Origin of the sequence: Amycolatopsis sp. NPDC026612 (assembly GCF_040638285.1) — a bacterium.
In the GTDB taxonomy this organism is placed as follows: Bacteria; Actinomycetota; Actinomycetes; order Mycobacteriales; family Pseudonocardiaceae; genus Amycolatopsis.
Window position 1 is genome coordinate 21,034 of sequence record NZ_JBEZYB010000017.1, and the last position, 13,558, is coordinate 34,591.

Below are 13,558 nucleotides of genomic sequence, written 5' to 3' on the forward strand. Positions count from 1 at the left end.
AGCAGCTGCGGGAGTCCAGCGCCGCCCTGCACGACTCGCTGCGTGCCGGCCTCGACGTGGAAGGCGCCCTGCTGCGGGTCCGCAGCCGGGCGCTCGTCCGGGAGATCGCCGCGAGGCAGCCCCCCGAGGCGTTCCCGCCGCACTGGCGGCGCCACGACGAGCCGGTCGCCGCCGCGATCACCGGGGACGACGCCGCGATCGCGCGCCTGCTCGCCGCCGTCCGGCCGCTGGTGGTGCGCTACTGCCGGGCCCGCGTCGGACGGCAGGAGCGGTCGTTCGCTTCGGCGGACGACGTCGCCCAGGAGGTCTGCCTCGCCGTGCTCACCGCGCTGCCGTCCTACCACGACCAGGGCCGCCCGTTCCTCGCGTTCGTCTACGGCATCGCCCAGCACAAGGTCGCCGACGCCCACCGCGCCGCGGCCCGCAACCGTAGCGACCCCGTGCCCGAGGTCCCGGACGGCGTCAGCGAAACCACCGGCCCGGAGCAGCGGGCCCTGCGGTTCGAGCTGAACGAACGGCTGGCCCGGCTGCTGGACGTGCTGCCGCCGAAGCAGCGTGAGATCGTCGTGCTCCGGGTCGTGGTGGGCCTGTCGGCGGAGGAGACGGCCGCTGCGGTGAGCTCGACGCCGGGCGCCGTCCGCGTCGCCCAGCACCGCGCGCTGGGCCGGCTGCGGCGGATGCTGACCGGGGACGACGACTAGCGCCGGACGCGCTCCAGGATGAACTCCGCCAGCGCCGCCGCCGGCCCCGCCATCGACTCGCGGGCCAGCAGCATGAACTCGATGTCGCCGGGCTCGGGCAGACCGTGGAGCTCGGTCAGGTCGGCCGGGACCAGGCTGCGGGCGTGCAGGGTGACGCCCAGGCCGGCCGCCGCCGCGGCGCGCAGGCCGGTGAGGCTGGACGTCTGGCACGCCGCGCGCCACTCGAGGCCGGCGCGTTCGAGGCACTCCACGGCCAGCTGCCGCGTGATCGACGGCATCGGGTACTGCACCAGCGGCACCGGCTGACCGGCCTCCAGCACCGTGGCGGCCGACCCGATCCAGACCAGCGGCTCCCGCCAGAGCAGCCGGCCGTGGTGCGCACCCGGGCGGCGCTTGCCCAGCACCAGGTCGAGCTGCCCGGCGCGCAGCCGCTGCGCCAGGACGTCCGACAGCTCGACCGTCAGCTCGACGTCCACCAGCGGGTGACTGCGGCGCAGCCGGTGCAGGATCTCCGGCAGCTCGCCGAGCGCGAAGTCCTCGGACACGCCGAAGCGCACGCGGCCGCGCAGTTCGGCGCCGCGGAAGTGCCGCTCCGCGCGTTCTTCGGTGTCGACGACGGTCTGCGCGAACCCGAGCATCGCCTGCCCGCGCGGGGTCAGCTCGACGGTGTGGGTGTCGCGGGCGAACAGCAGCCCGCCCGAGTCCCGCTCGAGCCGCCGGACGTGCTGGCTGACGGTCGGCTGGCCGACCCCGAGCCGCCGCGCGGCCGCGGTGAAGCTGCGCGTCTCGGCGACGGCGAGGAACGAACGGCACAGGCGGGGGTCCAGCACCCGGCCACTTTATCGCGATTCGCGATGACAGTCAGTCTGGTCATCGGGGTTCCCAATGACCGTGGGGTCGCCGAGAATGTTCGTGGAAGGAGATCCATGTCCCGCATCCGGCTCGACCCGTTCGTCCTCGCCATCCTCGCCACCGTCGGCGTCGCCACCCTGCTGCCCGCTTCGGGCGCGGTGGCCGGTGGCTTCGGCGCCGCCACCACGATCGCCGTCGGGCTGCTGTTCTTCCTCTACGGTGCCCGGCTGTCCACCCAGGAAGCCCTCGAAGGGCTGCGGCACTGGCGGCTGCACGCGGTCGTGCTCGCCGCGACGTTCGTCCTGTTCCCGCTGCTCGGCCTGGCGCTGTTCCTGCTGCCGCCGTCGGTGCTGCCCCCGCAGCTGGCCGCCGGGGTGCTGTTCCTGGCCGTGCTGCCCTCGACCGTGCAGTCGTCGATCGCGTTCACCTCGATCGCCCGCGGCAACGTCGCGGCGGCGATCTGCAGCGCGTCGCTGTCCAACCTGGCCGGCATCGTGCTCACCCCGCTGCTGGTGGCGCTCCTGCTCGCCGGGGACGGCGCGGGCGTCGACGGCTCGGCCGTGCTCGGGATCGTGCTGCAGCTGCTCGCACCGTTCGTGGCGGGCCAGGTCGCGCGCCGCTGGATCGGCGGCTGGATCAGACGCCGTTCCGCGCCGCTGAAGCTGGTCGACCGCGGCTCGATCCTCCTGGTGGTCTACACGGCGTTCAGCGCGGGGATGACCGAAGGCATCTGGCACCGGCTCGACGCCGGTCACCTGCTGGTGCTCGTCGTGGTGTGCTGCGTGCTGCTCGCGGCGGTGCTGGGCGCCACCGGCCGGAGCGCTCGCCTGCTGGGCTTCGCCCGCGCCGACCGGATCACGATCGTGTTCTGCGGGTCGAAGAAGAGCCTGGCCAGCGGCCTGCCGATGGCGACCGTGCTGTTCGGGCACGCGCAGGTGGGCCTGATCGTGCTGCCGCTGATGCTGTTCCACCAGATCCAGCTGATCGTCTGCGCCACGCTGGCGCGCCGCTACGCCGCTTCGGACGCAGGCGAACTCGTGGCCGCCTGACTCCCTTCCACTGTGGACGGTCAGGAACAGCGACCGGCGAGCACTGCCGGGTGCTCAGCTCACCAGGACGTTCTTGTAGAAGAGGTTGGCGTAGCGGTTGACGTTGTCGACGCTGCTGCGTGAGCCGAAGCCGAGGAAGAGGCGGGTTTCGCCGTCGGCCGTGCGGTAGACCGCCAGGCCCTCGGGTTCGCGCCAGACGAGGGACTCGCCGGCCCGGGTGATCGCGCGTTCCTTCACCTGGCCGGTGTTCATGTCGATGCGCGTGACGTAGGAGTCGATGTCCGCCGAGTCGGCGTGGCCCGCTCCGTCCAACGTGTACAGGGAGCTGCCGAGGATCGTGTAGCCCTGGAAGACCACGCCCGATGCGCTCAGCGACGGCTGCGGGAAGTGGGCCAGTGGCTCGGAAAAGTCGCCGGCGACGGCCTTCGCGAGCGGGTACACGCTGAACCACATCCGGCCGCCTTCGTCGCGGCGCACGACCATCCGCTGGTACACCGGGTCGGTGGCGCAGGTGATGTTCTTGCTGCCGGTGAGGAACTTCTTCACCGCCGGGGTGCCGCCGTCGACGAACTTGAAGCGGGCGAGGGCGGTACCGCGGGATTCGGTGGTGGTCCCGTCGGCGTCGCACTCCATCCAGATGTAGGAGGCGGTGCCGACGGGTTCCACGCCCAACGACACGCCGTGTCCGGCGTGGTTCACGTGCATCGAGCCGAGCAGCTCGCCGGAGAAGCTGAGCTGGCTGATGCAGAGGTCGTCGCCGGAGGTGCCGTTCTGCGCCTGCACGATGAAGAGCCGCCGGTTCACGTTGTCGAAGGCGAAACCCTGCATGACGTGGTGCGACTCGTGCAGCATCTTGCTGCGGAACAGGTCCGAGGACGGCTTGGTGATGTCGAAGAACGGCGATGCCGGGATGCCGTCGGCGGCGGCGGCGGTTCCGGCGGTTCCGGTGAGCAGGGCACCGGCGCCGAGCGCGGCGGCGGTCGCGGCTCCCGCGCGGAACAGCGAACGCCGGGAAAGCGCTCTCGCGGTCACGATCTCGATGGGGTTCTGCGGCATGGCTCGCCTCCTGGTCCGAATTTCGACGAGAGCCTCCTTCGGCCGCGTACAGAGAACGTACAAAGCCCGGGGGTAACAGCGGCGGCCGACGGAACGATTCCGGGTGCGTCATCACCTCAGGGGAGGATTCATGGGAACCCAGGCACGAACCGCGCTCGCCGCACTGGCCGCCGCCGCGGTCGTCACGGCGGGCGCAGTGGCCTTCGCGGGCGCTTCGGGCGCCGTCGGCCCGGCACCGGCACCGATCGTCCAGGCCGCGCAGGCCAGCTGCCTGACCGACGGCGGCGGCTTCTGCACGGTCTCGCACAGCCTCGGCAAGGGACGTTCGGGCAGATCTGGTTCAGCTACGCGGCCTACGCCGCACCGACGGCGCCGACCACCCTGACCAGCACTGCGCCACCGGCCACCTCCGCCACGCCGACGCCGACACTGCCGCCGCCCACCACGACGGCCGGCGGGGGAAGCTGAGCGGAATCCGCTGTCTTCGCCCTGGCCGTCACGGTTTCCTTCACCGCCGCCGGGGCGAAGGCTTCTTTCCCAGCTCTTCGGCGAAAATGGCGTCGACGCGCGAGCCCGCTCGCCGCAGGGCTCGCGCGACGGCGCGGATCAGGCACCCGAAACCGAACAGGAGCAGCAGTGCCAGCCCGATGACCGCGGGATTGGCCACGACGACCTCCCGGTACTCGCGTGCGAGGTAACCCAGGCCCGCCCCCGCGGTGAACGCGTTCAGCAACGCCAGCCGGGTTGCCCGGTGCCGGGACAAGGTGGCCCGTGGTGCGGAGACCATCGCTTCCTCCCGCCGTTCCGGTCAGCGGTGACGCCCTTGCAACGTAGACGAGCGTGCGCCGGTCGGCGGCCACTTCAACCTGTTTGGCCTACCGGATCTGCCCGGATGGCCGCTGTGATAACTTGAAGCGAACCGACTGTTCTGTGCACATGCAAACCTCGGGCCGCTTGCGCCGAGGCCCGGGGGCGGTAGCTCAGTTGGTTAGAGCAGGGGACTCATAATCCCTTGGCCGCGGGTTCGAGCCCCGCCCGCCCCACAATTCGGCAGCGCACGAACTCAGTGCACGTCGGCTCGTTACCTGACGGACGACCTGGTATCCGGCTGGCCGCAGAGGCATTGTGTGCACGCCTCGACGACGATACGCACGGTGTGGCGGTCGTCTTTTGCGCGCCAGACAACGGCGAGTTCACTTGGGGAGAGCCCCAAGACGGGGCGGCACACGATGTCGTCTCGCTGATAGATATCCGCGTTGCCTGCTGACAGCAGTACCACGCCGAGTCCGGAGCCGACGGCCTCGACGGCTTCCTCGGCGGTTTCGGCCTCCGCGGCGATCCGCGCCGGCGACGGCCGCTGATCATTTCCCAGCCAGAACTCACGTAGCGGTCCTGCCGTGCGTGGGAGCGCGATGAATGGCTCGTCGGCCAGCTCACCCACTGGGACGACCGCTCGCGAGGCGAGCCGGTGGCGGGAGGGCAAGGCAACCCATCGGTCCTCGGTGGCGACGACCTTCCACGAAAACTCGCCGTTGTCCGGGACCGGTAGCCAGGCGATGGCCACATCGACCTCGCCGCTCGCGAGTCCCACCGTGGGGTCACTCCACGAGATCTGCCGGAACAGGAGTCTCCACCCTGGCAGTGACGTCGCCATCCTCTTCGTGACGTTGGGGATGAGACCACGGCCGATCCTGGTGTGGAAACCGACCATCAGGGTCGTTTGCTGCGCCGTGACCGCGTCCGAGATCGCATGCTGCGCCACCTCCCACTGCCCGATGATCTGCCGGGCCTGCGGCAGCAGGGCCGCACCGGCCGCGGTCAACGCGACAGTGCGGTGATTCCTATCGAACAGCGTGACCCGCAACGAGGTTTCCAGCTGGCGGATCTGCTTGCTCAACGACGGCTGGGCGATGAACAACCGGCCGGCTGCCCTGGTGAAGCTCAGCTCTTCGGCTACCGCGACGAAGTAACGCAGGTCTCGGACATGGACATCCATAGCCACAGGCTATAGCCGGATGTCTTGGACGGACGTCGCCGAACTGCCGGACGATGAGAAGTGATCATCGGCGGTAGGAGGACAGCGAGCATGGAACTCGGAGTGTCGGGGCTGAACGCCAAGGCCACGCTGGGCTCGGCCGAGACGGTGAGGCTGGCGCGGCTGGCCGAGGATCTCGGCTATTCGTCGTGGTGGGCGGGCGAGCACGTGGTGCTGCCGAGCCCCCGGGTTGCGGAATCACCGATGGAGCCGACAGACCCGATTCTCGACCCGCTGGTGCACCTGTCCTACGTCGCGGCCGTTACCCAGCGGCTGGAACTCGGAACCGGGATTGTGATCCTGCCGCAACGCAACCCGCTCGTCCTCGCCAAGCAGGCGGCGAGCCTGGACGTGCTCAGCGGAGGTCGCCTGCTGCTCGGTGTCGGCGCCGGGTACCTCGAACCCGAGATGCGCGCGGTCGGTGTGGCGATGTCCGACCGGGGCAGGCGCACCGATGAGTACCTCGATGCGATGACCACGTTGTGGACCGAACCGGCTCCCGCATACCAGGGCCGGTTCGTCGCGTTCCGCGACGTGGACGCGCATCCGCGGCCGACACGGCCACGAATCGTGATCGGCGGTCACAGCCCGGCCGCGTTCCGCCGCGCGGTCACCCGCGGCCATGGCTGGTTCGGCAACGGCACGCTTGACGACCTGCCCCGGCACCTTGCCGGCCTGCGGCAGGCTGCGAGCGAGGTCGAACGCCCGGAGCGGCTAGGACGATTGGAGATCAACTACATGCCACTCGATCCGGTAGCGGTGGAACCTCGCACCGCGCAGGGCTACGCCGACCTCGGAGTCGACCGCCTGGTGATTTATCCGCTGCCGCTCGATGATCCGTCGGACGTCGCCCGGTTCATGGAACGCCATGCCACCCTGCCGCACTGACCCCACTCGTGTTGTCGCGCCAGGAGAGGAAAGAATGCGCGCCCTGGTCCACGATCCCGCCGCACCGGCCGGTCTCCGGATCGCCGATACCGAGCCACCTGTCGCGACGGATTCACAGGTATTGGTCGAAATCCAAGCTGTTTCGCTCAACTTCGGCGAACTCGCGTACCTCACCCGGCAACGCCGACCGGGCGAGGTCCCCGGATGCGACGCAGCGGGGATCGTCGTCCGGCCGGCGGCGGACGGCTCCGGTGCCTCCGGCGGGGTCGGCCGATTCGCCGTGCAACTCGCCGCCCACGCGGGCGCAGAGGTCATCGCTTCGGTCGGCAGCACGGCCCGGGGTGATGGGCTGGCCGAACTCGGCGCCGCGGAGGTCGTCGTCGGACTGGGCGGCATCATCGAACCCGTTTTCGGGCTACTCGACAATGTCGGCGGAAACCAGCTGACCGAGGGGTTCGGACTGCTCGGCGATGGTGGCATCGCGCTGAGCATCGGGCAGGCATCCCGCGAGGCGACCACGATCGACTTCGAGCGGGAACGCGTGCGAGGCGGACTGAAGCGGCTGGAATCGTTCGTCGTCCACAAGCCGTTCGGCCCGGATCTCGCATACCTCGTGAGCCTGCTGGCGAAGGGCAGGCTCGACCCACAGATCGGCTGGCGGGGCCCCTGGGACCACGCACCGGAAGCAGCCACGGCACTACTGGGCCGCCATATCCCGGGTAAGGCCGTCCTCGACATCGGACCGACCACAGTGAACCCGCAGCTCTAGCACGACCACCCTCGTGAACGTGACTGCCTGATCACCTCACGATCGCGCACACTGCTCGTGGGCCGGCTCCGACCGGCAGCCGGCGCGAATCACCCCTTCGGGCCGTCACGGCCGGCAATGGCCTGGCGCGGCGACCAGCCGGAGTCCACTGTGGACCGGATCGATGCCCCGGCGGTCAGCGCACGCGGTCGTAGACCACCGCCGTCTCCCCCAGCTCGCCGGTTTCGTGGTGGGTGAGCCGCCACTTCGACGCCGGCAGGCCGTCGTCGAACAGCCGGGGGCCGCCGCCGGCGATTTCCGGGCAGACCATGAGGTACAGCCGGTCGAGCAGGTCCGCCGCGAGCAGCGGCTTGATGACGCTCGCGCTGCTGTTGACGAGGATGTCACCCCCCACCACGGCCTTCAGCTCGGTGACGACTTCCGCGGCCGGCGCGTTCACCAGCCGCGTGCGCTCCCACGGAGCGTCGGTCAACGCGGTGGAGAAGACCACCTTTTCCGCGTCCACCAGCCATTGCGCGTAGCCGCGGTCGCGCGGGTCGGCGCTCTCGTCGGCGGCGACCGCGGGCCAGAACCCCAGGAAACCCTCCGCGTTGCGGCGGCCGAGCACCGCCGTCGTCGCCCCTTCCCAGACGCGGGCCAGGTGGCGCCGCGCGACTTCGGTGGTCGCGTACGGGAGGATCGCGCCCATGTCGGCGGGCCCCGCGGGGCCGTGGTAGCGCCCGTCGAGGGTGAGGCTCAGGTTCGCGGTCACCCGGCGGCCGGTCGGCTCGGTCATCGTTCAGCTCTTTCCCTTGGTCAGCACGTCGGTGAGGTGGTCGAGCACCTGGTTCCAGCCGGGCTCGATCCCGGCGACGAAGGGGACGGCGCCGACGGTCGTCGCGGTGATGCGCAAGCCCAGCCGCAGCCGGGTGCCCTCCGGGTCCGCGCGGAATTCGACGTCGTAGTGGCCGGTGACGGAGGCGGGGCCCGACACCGCGAGGTCGAACACGAGGTACCCGGGTTCGTCGGCGACGCGCACCCGGCCAGCGGAGTGGTGTTCGCCGTCGGCGTCGCGGTAGCCGAGCACGACCCGGCCGCCCGGCCGGGGCTCGAGCGTGCAGGCCGTGACCGTCAGGGACGGCGGAACCCACCAGGACGCCAGCAGGTCCGGGTCGGCCCAATGCCGCCAAACGACGTCGGGCGGCGCGGGCAGCAGGCGGTCGAACGCGAACGAGCGCCCGTCCGCCCACCGGTCCCGGTCCGCGACCGCCGAATCCGCCTCGATGCTCGCGCTGTACCGCGCGACGACGTCCCGCTCAGCCGCGTGCGCCCCGGTGGCGTCGGCCAGCTCTCGCAGCCGGCCCGCGAGCGCCGCCAGCGGTGCCGCCTCGAGGGCGTGGACGCGCCGCTGCCCGAGCGGGAAGACGGTGACCAGGCCCGCCCGGGCGAGGGTCTGGAGGTGCTTGGTGGCCTGCGGCTGCCGCAGCCCGGTCAGTTCGGCCAGTTCCCCGACCGAACGGGGACGCTCGGCGAGGAGTTCGACGATCCGCCACCGCGCGGCGTCCCCCAGTGCCGCGGCGATCCGGTCCATGACTCGAGTATTCACTCAGAAGAATATTCACGTCAAGGAATATCTTCGTCCGTCAGCCAGCGCAGCCCGTAGGCGTAGCCCAGCTGCGGCGCGGCGAACTCCTGCGCCACTTCGCACGCGCCGTCGAGCGGCAGTGGCTCGCCCGGCTGGGGCGGGTCGGCCAGCACCGAGGGCGGGACGCGGTCCAGCCGCCACACCACCCGCGGTGGCCGCCGCGGGTCGAAGCGGACCCGCACCGTGAACGACTCGCACGTCACCAGCGGCACGAACACGTACGACGGCCGGGTGGGCAGGCCGTCCCGGATGCGGTACACCAGCGAGTACGTGTGGCTGTCGCCGCGGTACAGGGGGCGCGGCAGGTCGAGCAGCCAGCGGAAGTGCCGTTGCCCTTCCCGGTGACCGGCACTGATCCGGACGCCGTGCCGCGCGTCCGCGGCGACGTGCCGCTCGCCGTCGCGGCCGTCCTCGGTGCGGGGCACCGTGAACTGCGCGGAAATCCGGCCGAGGCCGTCGCGGGTCGCCACGATCAGCCGCTCCTCGGTCACCTCCGGCTCGGCGGTGTCCAGCCGGACGAGCACCGTCAGCCGCTTGACGAACCAGCCCTTGTCCGGGTCGGGCTCCCCGCCGCCCGGCCGCGTGCCTGCCTCGATTTCCGCGGCGAGCCGGGCGAACGACCGGTCGATCCGCCGCCGGGCCGTGCGCTCCGAGACGCGCAACCGGTCCGCGAGGACGCCGATCCGCTCGCTGAGCAGGGCGTGCTGGGCGCCCGGGGCGATGCCCAGCGCGACGTTGACGGCCAGCCTGTCGTCGGCCGGGAATTCCGCGATCGCGGCCGAAATCGCTTCACGCAGAACACGGCGCGCTTCGCGGTCGCTCGTCGTCCGGTGGATTTCGCACCAGCCGGAGACGAGCGGCCCCAGCCGGCTCCGCAGCCGGTCGGCCTCCAAACCCCAGCCGCGCCGCAAAGTGGTGAGTTCCCGGGCCAGCCCGTCCTTGTGTGCCATGGGATTTCCATTGTGGCACGCGCACTTCGGGGCGATCGGCGGCCGCGGCTGCGCCGATCAGGTGATTCCGCGGTGGCCCGCCATTGGCCAGTTTCCCGGCAATTCGGCCCGGCCGTGGCCTTTTCCCATTCTCCGGCTGCCCGACCATTTTTCGGTCGACTCGGCCCGTCGACATCGGGGAGGAAGGGTGTTCGACACCATGCGACCGGCCGACGTCGCCGGGGTACGGCGGCTGGCCCGCGACGGCCTGCTCGCCGGCTCGGCCGCGGCCGCTCGACCCCGCGCCCTCGCCCGGTTGCGCGGCGGGGTCTACACCGTCGCGTGGCCGCTGGTGTTCACGCGGATCACCAAGCCGCTGGAGCACCGGCGACGGCACGCGGACTGCGCCCGCGGGCTCGAATGGCTGCGGCCCGACTGTCTCGACCGCTTCCACGACGACGTCGAGGCGGTGGTCGAGCACGCACTGCGGCGCGCGACCGGCCCGATCGAGAACCTCGAGGGCTGGCTGGCGACCCGCCTCAACCCGGCGACGGTCGACGCGCACCGGCGGCGACGCGGCGAAATCGGGGCGCTGCAACGCCCTCGTCTCCCGTCGTGGCTGGGCGGCGCTCTCGGTGGGGATCCCTGGCTGTGCGACCTCGCGGTGCAGATCCTGATCTGGGCGGGGGTGCCGGCGACGGCGGGCGCCGAAGTGTGGCCCCTGGACGGCTGGGCGGCGCGCCGCGCCGAGGTGACCGGCGAGCCGGTGGCCAACCGCGACACGCTCGACCGCGAAGTCGGACGGGTGCTGGCCGCCATGCGCACCCGGCCGAAGTGGCACGCCGAGCACGTCGAGCGCCCGCTGGGGCACAAGCAGGCCCCGGTCGCGCCGATGCCGGCGGAGCTCCCGCCACTGGAACTGGTCGGCGCGCACGAACTCGAGGACGCCCGGCTCGCGGGACTGGCCGAGCAGGCCCTGCACGCGATCGAGAGCCGGCTGGACCGGGGCGAATCCCCCGCGGCGGCGGTCACCGCCGTGGTCCGGACGGTGTTCGGCGGCCTCGACCACTCACCGCTGGGTGGTTCCCCCCGCGACGACTGGCTGGCGACGGCGCTGGCGGACCCGGCGCGCCTGGAGGGGATCGTGGCCACGGTCCTGACGGTTCTCGACCGCTGAAGCCGGGCCCGGCCGACTGCCGCGAACGACGCATTCGGGACGCAGGACGTCTCGAACAAGTCATTCGCGGCAGCGGGGTGGACGGCCCGGGTCGACCGACCGGCGCCGGGCCTCGAACACCGAGGTGAGCAGCTCCGGCGGGCAGCCCGCGGCCCGCGCGCGCCTGCCCGCCGCCGTCAGCTCGGCCAGCAGCAGCGCGCGCACCGCCGTGCGGGTCGCCTCCGGGAGTCTCGAGAGCGGGGCCGCCCCTTCGGTCACCCTCGGCCTCCTCTCTCTCGGCACCAGCCTTCACCTGACGGACACGGCTCAGCGCCACCACGGCGGCGGGGGCACCGGGAGCCGCAGCGGGCAGCCGGTGTGGCCGCCGGTCCAGCAGTCCGCCAGCCAGCGGGTCAGCGCGACCGGGCCGAGGAGGCTGTCCTCCCACACCGCGGTCAGCTCGCCCGCCCGGCGCAGCACGGCTTCGGCCGTGCCGCAGAAGGAAACCACCGCCGCGACGGCCGCGTCGGCCCGTTCCGCGGGCCAAGCGACCGCGGCTCCCGGCAGCCGGGCCGGGATGGCCAGGCCGGTCCCGATCGTGCAATTGCGCGCCAGCTGCACGGCCAGATCGAACTCGACCGCTTCGGCGTGACGCTGCCTGGCCCGCCAGCGAGGCGAAGCCGCGGCGGCGTGCAGCCCGGCCAGCCGGGCGGCGACCAGCCCGTCCCACACCGTCAGGAGCACTGCTCGCGTGTCAGCCGGATGGGCGTCGGCGAGCTCGTGGGTGACAGCGCTGAGCCAGGCACACGGGTCCTTGACTTGACGATCAGCGGTGACGGTCACGGCAGTCAGTTTCCCACCGGGAACCACGCACAACCCCGAGATGATCATGGTTCACCCCAGGACCACCCGGTCGGTGGCGGACCGTTGAGCGGCGCCGTAACCCGAACGGGCACTGCGCGTGACCAAATCGTCACAGCTGTGCGATCATGTCCGCGCTCAGTGCCGAGCACGCCCTCCCGACCGTTCCCGCGAAAGGCCCCACACCGAGTGATCAAGATCAGCAAGAGCCGGGCCGGCACCCAGCGCGTCACCTTCAGCCTCCCGATCGGCGCGCCGTTCGGAAGGGTGAGCGTCGTGGGCTCGTTCAACGACTGGACGCCCGGCCGCCACCACCTCACCCCGCGGTCCAACGGCCGCCGCTCGACGTCGGTCGACGTGACGCCGGGCACGGTGCTCCACTTCCGCTACCTCGGGGAAGGCGGCCACTGGTTCGACGACCCCGACCTGCCCGACCGCGCCGACGGCAACTGCGTCTGCGCGGCCCTCTGACGGCACTGGCAGCTCACGCGGCGCTGGCAGCCCGGCGGCCCTGGCGGGCCCGGCGGCTCAGGCCCGGCGGCGGCGCTTTCCCGGGCCCCCGCTTCGCCGGGCCGGTTTCGCCGCGGCGGGCTTGCGTTCCGGGCGCTTCCGTTCCGCCGGAGCCGGCGGGCGCCCGCGCGTGCTGTTCACCGTCCGGCCGCGGACGATCCCGATGAACTGCTCCATCAGGTCCGTCGTCTCCTCCTCCAGCCACGACAGCGCGACGTTCGACTGCGGCGCGTCCTCGACCGGCCGGTAGGTGAGGTCGCGGCGGTGGTGCAGGCGGGCGAGCGACTGCGGGACGACGAGCACCCCGACGCCGGCCGCGACCAGCTCGATCGCGTCCACCGTCGTCTCGGGCCGCGAAACCGCCGTCCGGCCCGGCCACGCCGGCCATTCCAGCGTGTCGTCGAGGGGGTGCAGCACGACCTCGTCCGCCAGGTCCACGGTGGACACTTCGTCCGCCGCCGCGATCAGGTGGTCCTTCGGCACGATGACCACCGTCGTCTCGGTGTAGAGCGGGATCGCGTGCAGGCCGTCCCGGTCGATCGGCGACCGCAGCAGCGCCGCGTCGGCGTCGCGGGCGCGGAGCAGGCCGGCCGCGTCGGCGGCGGCGACCGGGACGAGGGTCAGCGGCACCCCCGGCACCCGCTCGTCCCAGGTCCGCACCCACTTGGCGGGAGTCGCGCCCGGGACGTACGCGAGCTTGAAAGAGGTCACCGGGTCAGGTTACCGGGGGTGACGCTGGCTACCCTGGACGGCATGACGTCGCACAAGACCGCCCAGACGATGAAGCCCGCGACGGCGGCGAAGAAGCTGGGTGTGTACCTCGAAGCCACCCCCGAGGAGTTCCGGGAGGGCCTCGTCACGCGCGACGAGCTGAACGCGCTGCAGGCCGAGCCGCCCGAGTGGCTGCGGGAGCTGCGCCGCACCGGCCCGCACCCGCGGCCGGTCGTCGCGGCGAAGCTGGGCGTGTCCATCGGCGGCCTCACGCGCGGCGGGATCACCGAGCCGCTCACCACCGAGCAGATCGACGCGCTGAAGGCGGCCAGCCCGGACTGGCTGGTGCGCGAGCGCGCCACCCAGGCCGACGTGCGCAAGGAAGCGGAGCGCGTCAAGGAAAAGAAGGACTGACCG

The 13,558-nt window shown here is 71.9% G+C and carries 18 protein-coding genes and 1 tRNA gene; 9 read left to right on the forward strand and 10 right to left on the reverse strand.

All coding sequences use genetic code 11. From position 1 onward, the window contains the following. Nucleotides 1-104: 104 nt before the first annotated feature. A complete protein-coding gene (locus AB0F15_RS17925; protein ID WP_360271391.1) occupies nucleotides 105-701 on the forward strand; it encodes a sigma-70 family RNA polymerase sigma factor in 597 nt (198 codons plus the stop codon). On the opposite strand, the gene AB0F15_RS17930 is transcribed toward AB0F15_RS17925, so the two are convergent. Continuing rightward, entirely contained in the window at nucleotides 698-1,531 is an 834-nt protein-coding gene (locus tag AB0F15_RS17930; protein ID WP_360271174.1) for a LysR substrate-binding domain-containing protein, read from the reverse strand. The genes AB0F15_RS17925 and AB0F15_RS17930 overlap by 4 nt on opposite strands. Before the next feature lie 96 nt (nucleotides 1,532-1,627). Here AB0F15_RS17930 and AB0F15_RS17935 point away from each other — a divergent pair, with 96 nt between their 5' ends. After that, entirely contained in the window at nucleotides 1,628-2,602 is a 975-nt protein-coding gene (locus AB0F15_RS17935) for a bile acid:sodium symporter family protein (protein WP_360271176.1), read from the forward strand. Nucleotides 2,603-2,656: 54 nt separating this feature from the next. Here AB0F15_RS17935 and AB0F15_RS17940 read toward each other — a convergent pair whose 3' ends face one another. After that, complete coding sequence (locus tag AB0F15_RS17940) at nucleotides 2,657-3,658, reverse strand: teichoic acid biosynthesis protein C (protein ID WP_360271178.1); 1,002 nt, start codon at nucleotides 3,656-3,658, stop codon at nucleotides 2,657-2,659. 130 nt (nucleotides 3,659-3,788) lie between these two features. Here AB0F15_RS17940 and AB0F15_RS17945 point away from each other — a divergent pair, with 130 nt between their 5' ends. Further along, entirely contained in the window at nucleotides 3,789-4,043 is a 255-nt protein-coding gene (locus tag AB0F15_RS17945; RefSeq protein ID WP_360271180.1) for a hypothetical protein, read from the forward strand. Between the two features lie 123 nt (nucleotides 4,044-4,166). Here AB0F15_RS17945 and AB0F15_RS17950 read toward each other — a convergent pair whose 3' ends face one another. Then, nucleotides 4,167-4,445, reverse strand: coding sequence for a hypothetical protein (locus AB0F15_RS17950; RefSeq protein WP_360271182.1), 279 nt, complete (start codon nucleotides 4,443-4,445; stop codon nucleotides 4,167-4,169). A 182-nt stretch (nucleotides 4,446-4,627) separates the two neighbouring features. Here AB0F15_RS17950 and AB0F15_RS17955 point away from each other — a divergent pair. Beyond that, nucleotides 4,628-4,701 (forward strand) — tRNA-Ile (locus tag AB0F15_RS17955). Between the two features lie 38 nt (nucleotides 4,702-4,739). Here the strand turns inward: AB0F15_RS17955 and AB0F15_RS17960 are convergent. Then, nucleotides 4,740-5,654 carry a LysR family transcriptional regulator gene (locus AB0F15_RS17960; RefSeq protein ID WP_360271184.1) on the reverse strand — a complete coding sequence of 305 codons (915 nt, stop codon included), beginning with the start codon at nucleotides 5,652-5,654 and terminating at the stop codon, nucleotides 4,740-4,742. Between the two features lie 90 nt (nucleotides 5,655-5,744). Between AB0F15_RS17960 and AB0F15_RS17965 the strand changes: the two genes are divergently transcribed. After that, on the forward strand, nucleotides 5,745-6,581 hold the full coding sequence (locus AB0F15_RS17965; RefSeq protein WP_360271186.1) for an LLM class F420-dependent oxidoreductase: 837 nt from the start codon (nucleotides 5,745-5,747) through the stop codon (nucleotides 6,579-6,581). 34 nt (nucleotides 6,582-6,615) lie between these two features. Further along, nucleotides 6,616-7,350, forward strand: a complete 735-nt coding sequence (locus AB0F15_RS17970; protein ID WP_360271187.1) for a zinc-binding dehydrogenase — start codon at nucleotides 6,616-6,618, stop codon at nucleotides 7,348-7,350. A gap of 175 nt (nucleotides 7,351-7,525) precedes the next feature. Here AB0F15_RS17970 and AB0F15_RS17975 read toward each other — a convergent pair whose 3' ends face one another. The 3 genes from AB0F15_RS17975 to AB0F15_RS17985 are packed head-to-tail and all read right to left on the reverse strand — an operon-like array spanning nucleotide 7,526 to nucleotide 9,924. Further along, on the reverse strand, nucleotides 7,526-8,125 hold the full coding sequence (locus AB0F15_RS17975; protein WP_360271189.1) for a dihydrofolate reductase family protein: 600 nt from the start codon (nucleotides 8,123-8,125) through the stop codon (nucleotides 7,526-7,528). Between the two features lie 3 nt (nucleotides 8,126-8,128). Continuing rightward, on the reverse strand, nucleotides 8,129-8,920 hold the full coding sequence (locus tag AB0F15_RS17980) for a metalloregulator ArsR/SmtB family transcription factor (protein WP_360271190.1): 792 nt from the start codon (nucleotides 8,918-8,920) through the stop codon (nucleotides 8,129-8,131). A gap of 32 nt (nucleotides 8,921-8,952) precedes the next feature. Beyond that, nucleotides 8,953-9,924, reverse strand: a complete 972-nt coding sequence (locus AB0F15_RS17985) for a hypothetical protein (protein ID WP_360271192.1) — start codon at nucleotides 9,922-9,924, stop codon at nucleotides 8,953-8,955. Nucleotides 9,925-10,111: 187 nt separating this feature from the next. Between AB0F15_RS17985 and AB0F15_RS17990 the strand changes: the two genes are divergently transcribed. Beyond that, complete coding sequence (locus tag AB0F15_RS17990; protein ID WP_360271193.1) at nucleotides 10,112-11,080, forward strand: hypothetical protein; 969 nt, start codon at nucleotides 10,112-10,114, stop codon at nucleotides 11,078-11,080. A gap of 60 nt (nucleotides 11,081-11,140) precedes the next feature. Here the strand turns inward: AB0F15_RS17990 and AB0F15_RS17995 are convergent, their stop codons facing one another. Then, nucleotides 11,141-11,338, reverse strand: a complete 198-nt coding sequence (locus tag AB0F15_RS17995) for a hypothetical protein (RefSeq protein WP_360271194.1) — start codon at nucleotides 11,336-11,338, stop codon at nucleotides 11,141-11,143. Between the two features lie 48 nt (nucleotides 11,339-11,386). Beyond that, a complete protein-coding gene (locus AB0F15_RS18000) occupies nucleotides 11,387-11,902 on the reverse strand; it encodes a hypothetical protein (RefSeq protein ID WP_360271195.1) in 516 nt (171 codons plus the stop codon). Between the two features lie 207 nt (nucleotides 11,903-12,109). Here AB0F15_RS18000 and AB0F15_RS18005 point away from each other — a divergent pair, with 207 nt between their 5' ends. After that, nucleotides 12,110-12,391 (forward strand): isoamylase, encoded by a 282-nt coding sequence (locus AB0F15_RS18005; protein WP_360271197.1) that lies wholly within the window; start codon nucleotides 12,110-12,112, stop codon nucleotides 12,389-12,391. Between the two features lie 57 nt (nucleotides 12,392-12,448). Here the strand turns inward: AB0F15_RS18005 and AB0F15_RS18010 are convergent, their stop codons facing one another. Next, a complete protein-coding gene (locus tag AB0F15_RS18010; RefSeq protein ID WP_360271199.1) occupies nucleotides 12,449-13,141 on the reverse strand; it encodes a LysR substrate-binding domain-containing protein in 693 nt (230 codons plus the stop codon). 42 nt (nucleotides 13,142-13,183) lie between these two features. Here AB0F15_RS18010 and AB0F15_RS18015 point away from each other — a divergent pair, with 42 nt between their 5' ends. After that, nucleotides 13,184-13,555, forward strand: a complete 372-nt coding sequence (locus AB0F15_RS18015; protein WP_360271201.1) for a DUF5997 family protein — start codon at nucleotides 13,184-13,186, stop codon at nucleotides 13,553-13,555. Nucleotides 13,556-13,558 lie beyond the last annotated feature (3 nt).

Bases quoted from the DNA above. Each gene is read 5' to 3' on its own strand.
- AB0F15_RS17985 (WP_360271192.1), bottom strand. From the start codon at position 9,924: ATGGCACACAAGGACGGGCTGGCCCGGGAACTCACCACTTTGCGGCGC.
- AB0F15_RS17970 (WP_360271187.1), top strand. From the start codon at position 6,616: ATGCGCGCCCTGGTCCACGATCCCGCCGCACCGGCCGGTCTCCGGATC.
- AB0F15_RS17935 (WP_360271176.1), top strand. From the start codon at position 1,628: ATGTCCCGCATCCGGCTCGACCCGTTCGTCCTCGCCATCCTCGCCACC.
- AB0F15_RS17960 (WP_360271184.1), bottom strand. From the start codon at position 5,654: ATGGATGTCCATGTCCGAGACCTGCGTTACTTCGTCGCGGTAGCCGAA.
- AB0F15_RS17980 (WP_360271190.1), bottom strand. From the start codon at position 8,920: ATGGACCGGATCGCCGCGGCACTGGGGGACGCCGCGCGGTGGCGGATC.
- AB0F15_RS18015 (WP_360271201.1), top strand. From the start codon at position 13,184: ATGACGTCGCACAAGACCGCCCAGACGATGAAGCCCGCGACGGCGGCG.
- AB0F15_RS17965 (WP_360271186.1), top strand. From the start codon at position 5,745: ATGGAACTCGGAGTGTCGGGGCTGAACGCCAAGGCCACGCTGGGCTCG.
- AB0F15_RS17940 (WP_360271178.1), bottom strand. From the start codon at position 3,658: ATGCCGCAGAACCCCATCGAGATCGTGACCGCGAGAGCGCTTTCCCGG.
- AB0F15_RS17950 (WP_360271182.1), bottom strand. From the start codon at position 4,445: ATGGTCTCCGCACCACGGGCCACCTTGTCCCGGCACCGGGCAACCCGG.
- AB0F15_RS17975 (WP_360271189.1), bottom strand. From the start codon at position 8,125: ATGACCGAGCCGACCGGCCGCCGGGTGACCGCGAACCTGAGCCTCACC.
- AB0F15_RS17945 (WP_360271180.1), top strand. From the start codon at position 3,789: ATGGGAACCCAGGCACGAACCGCGCTCGCCGCACTGGCCGCCGCCGCG.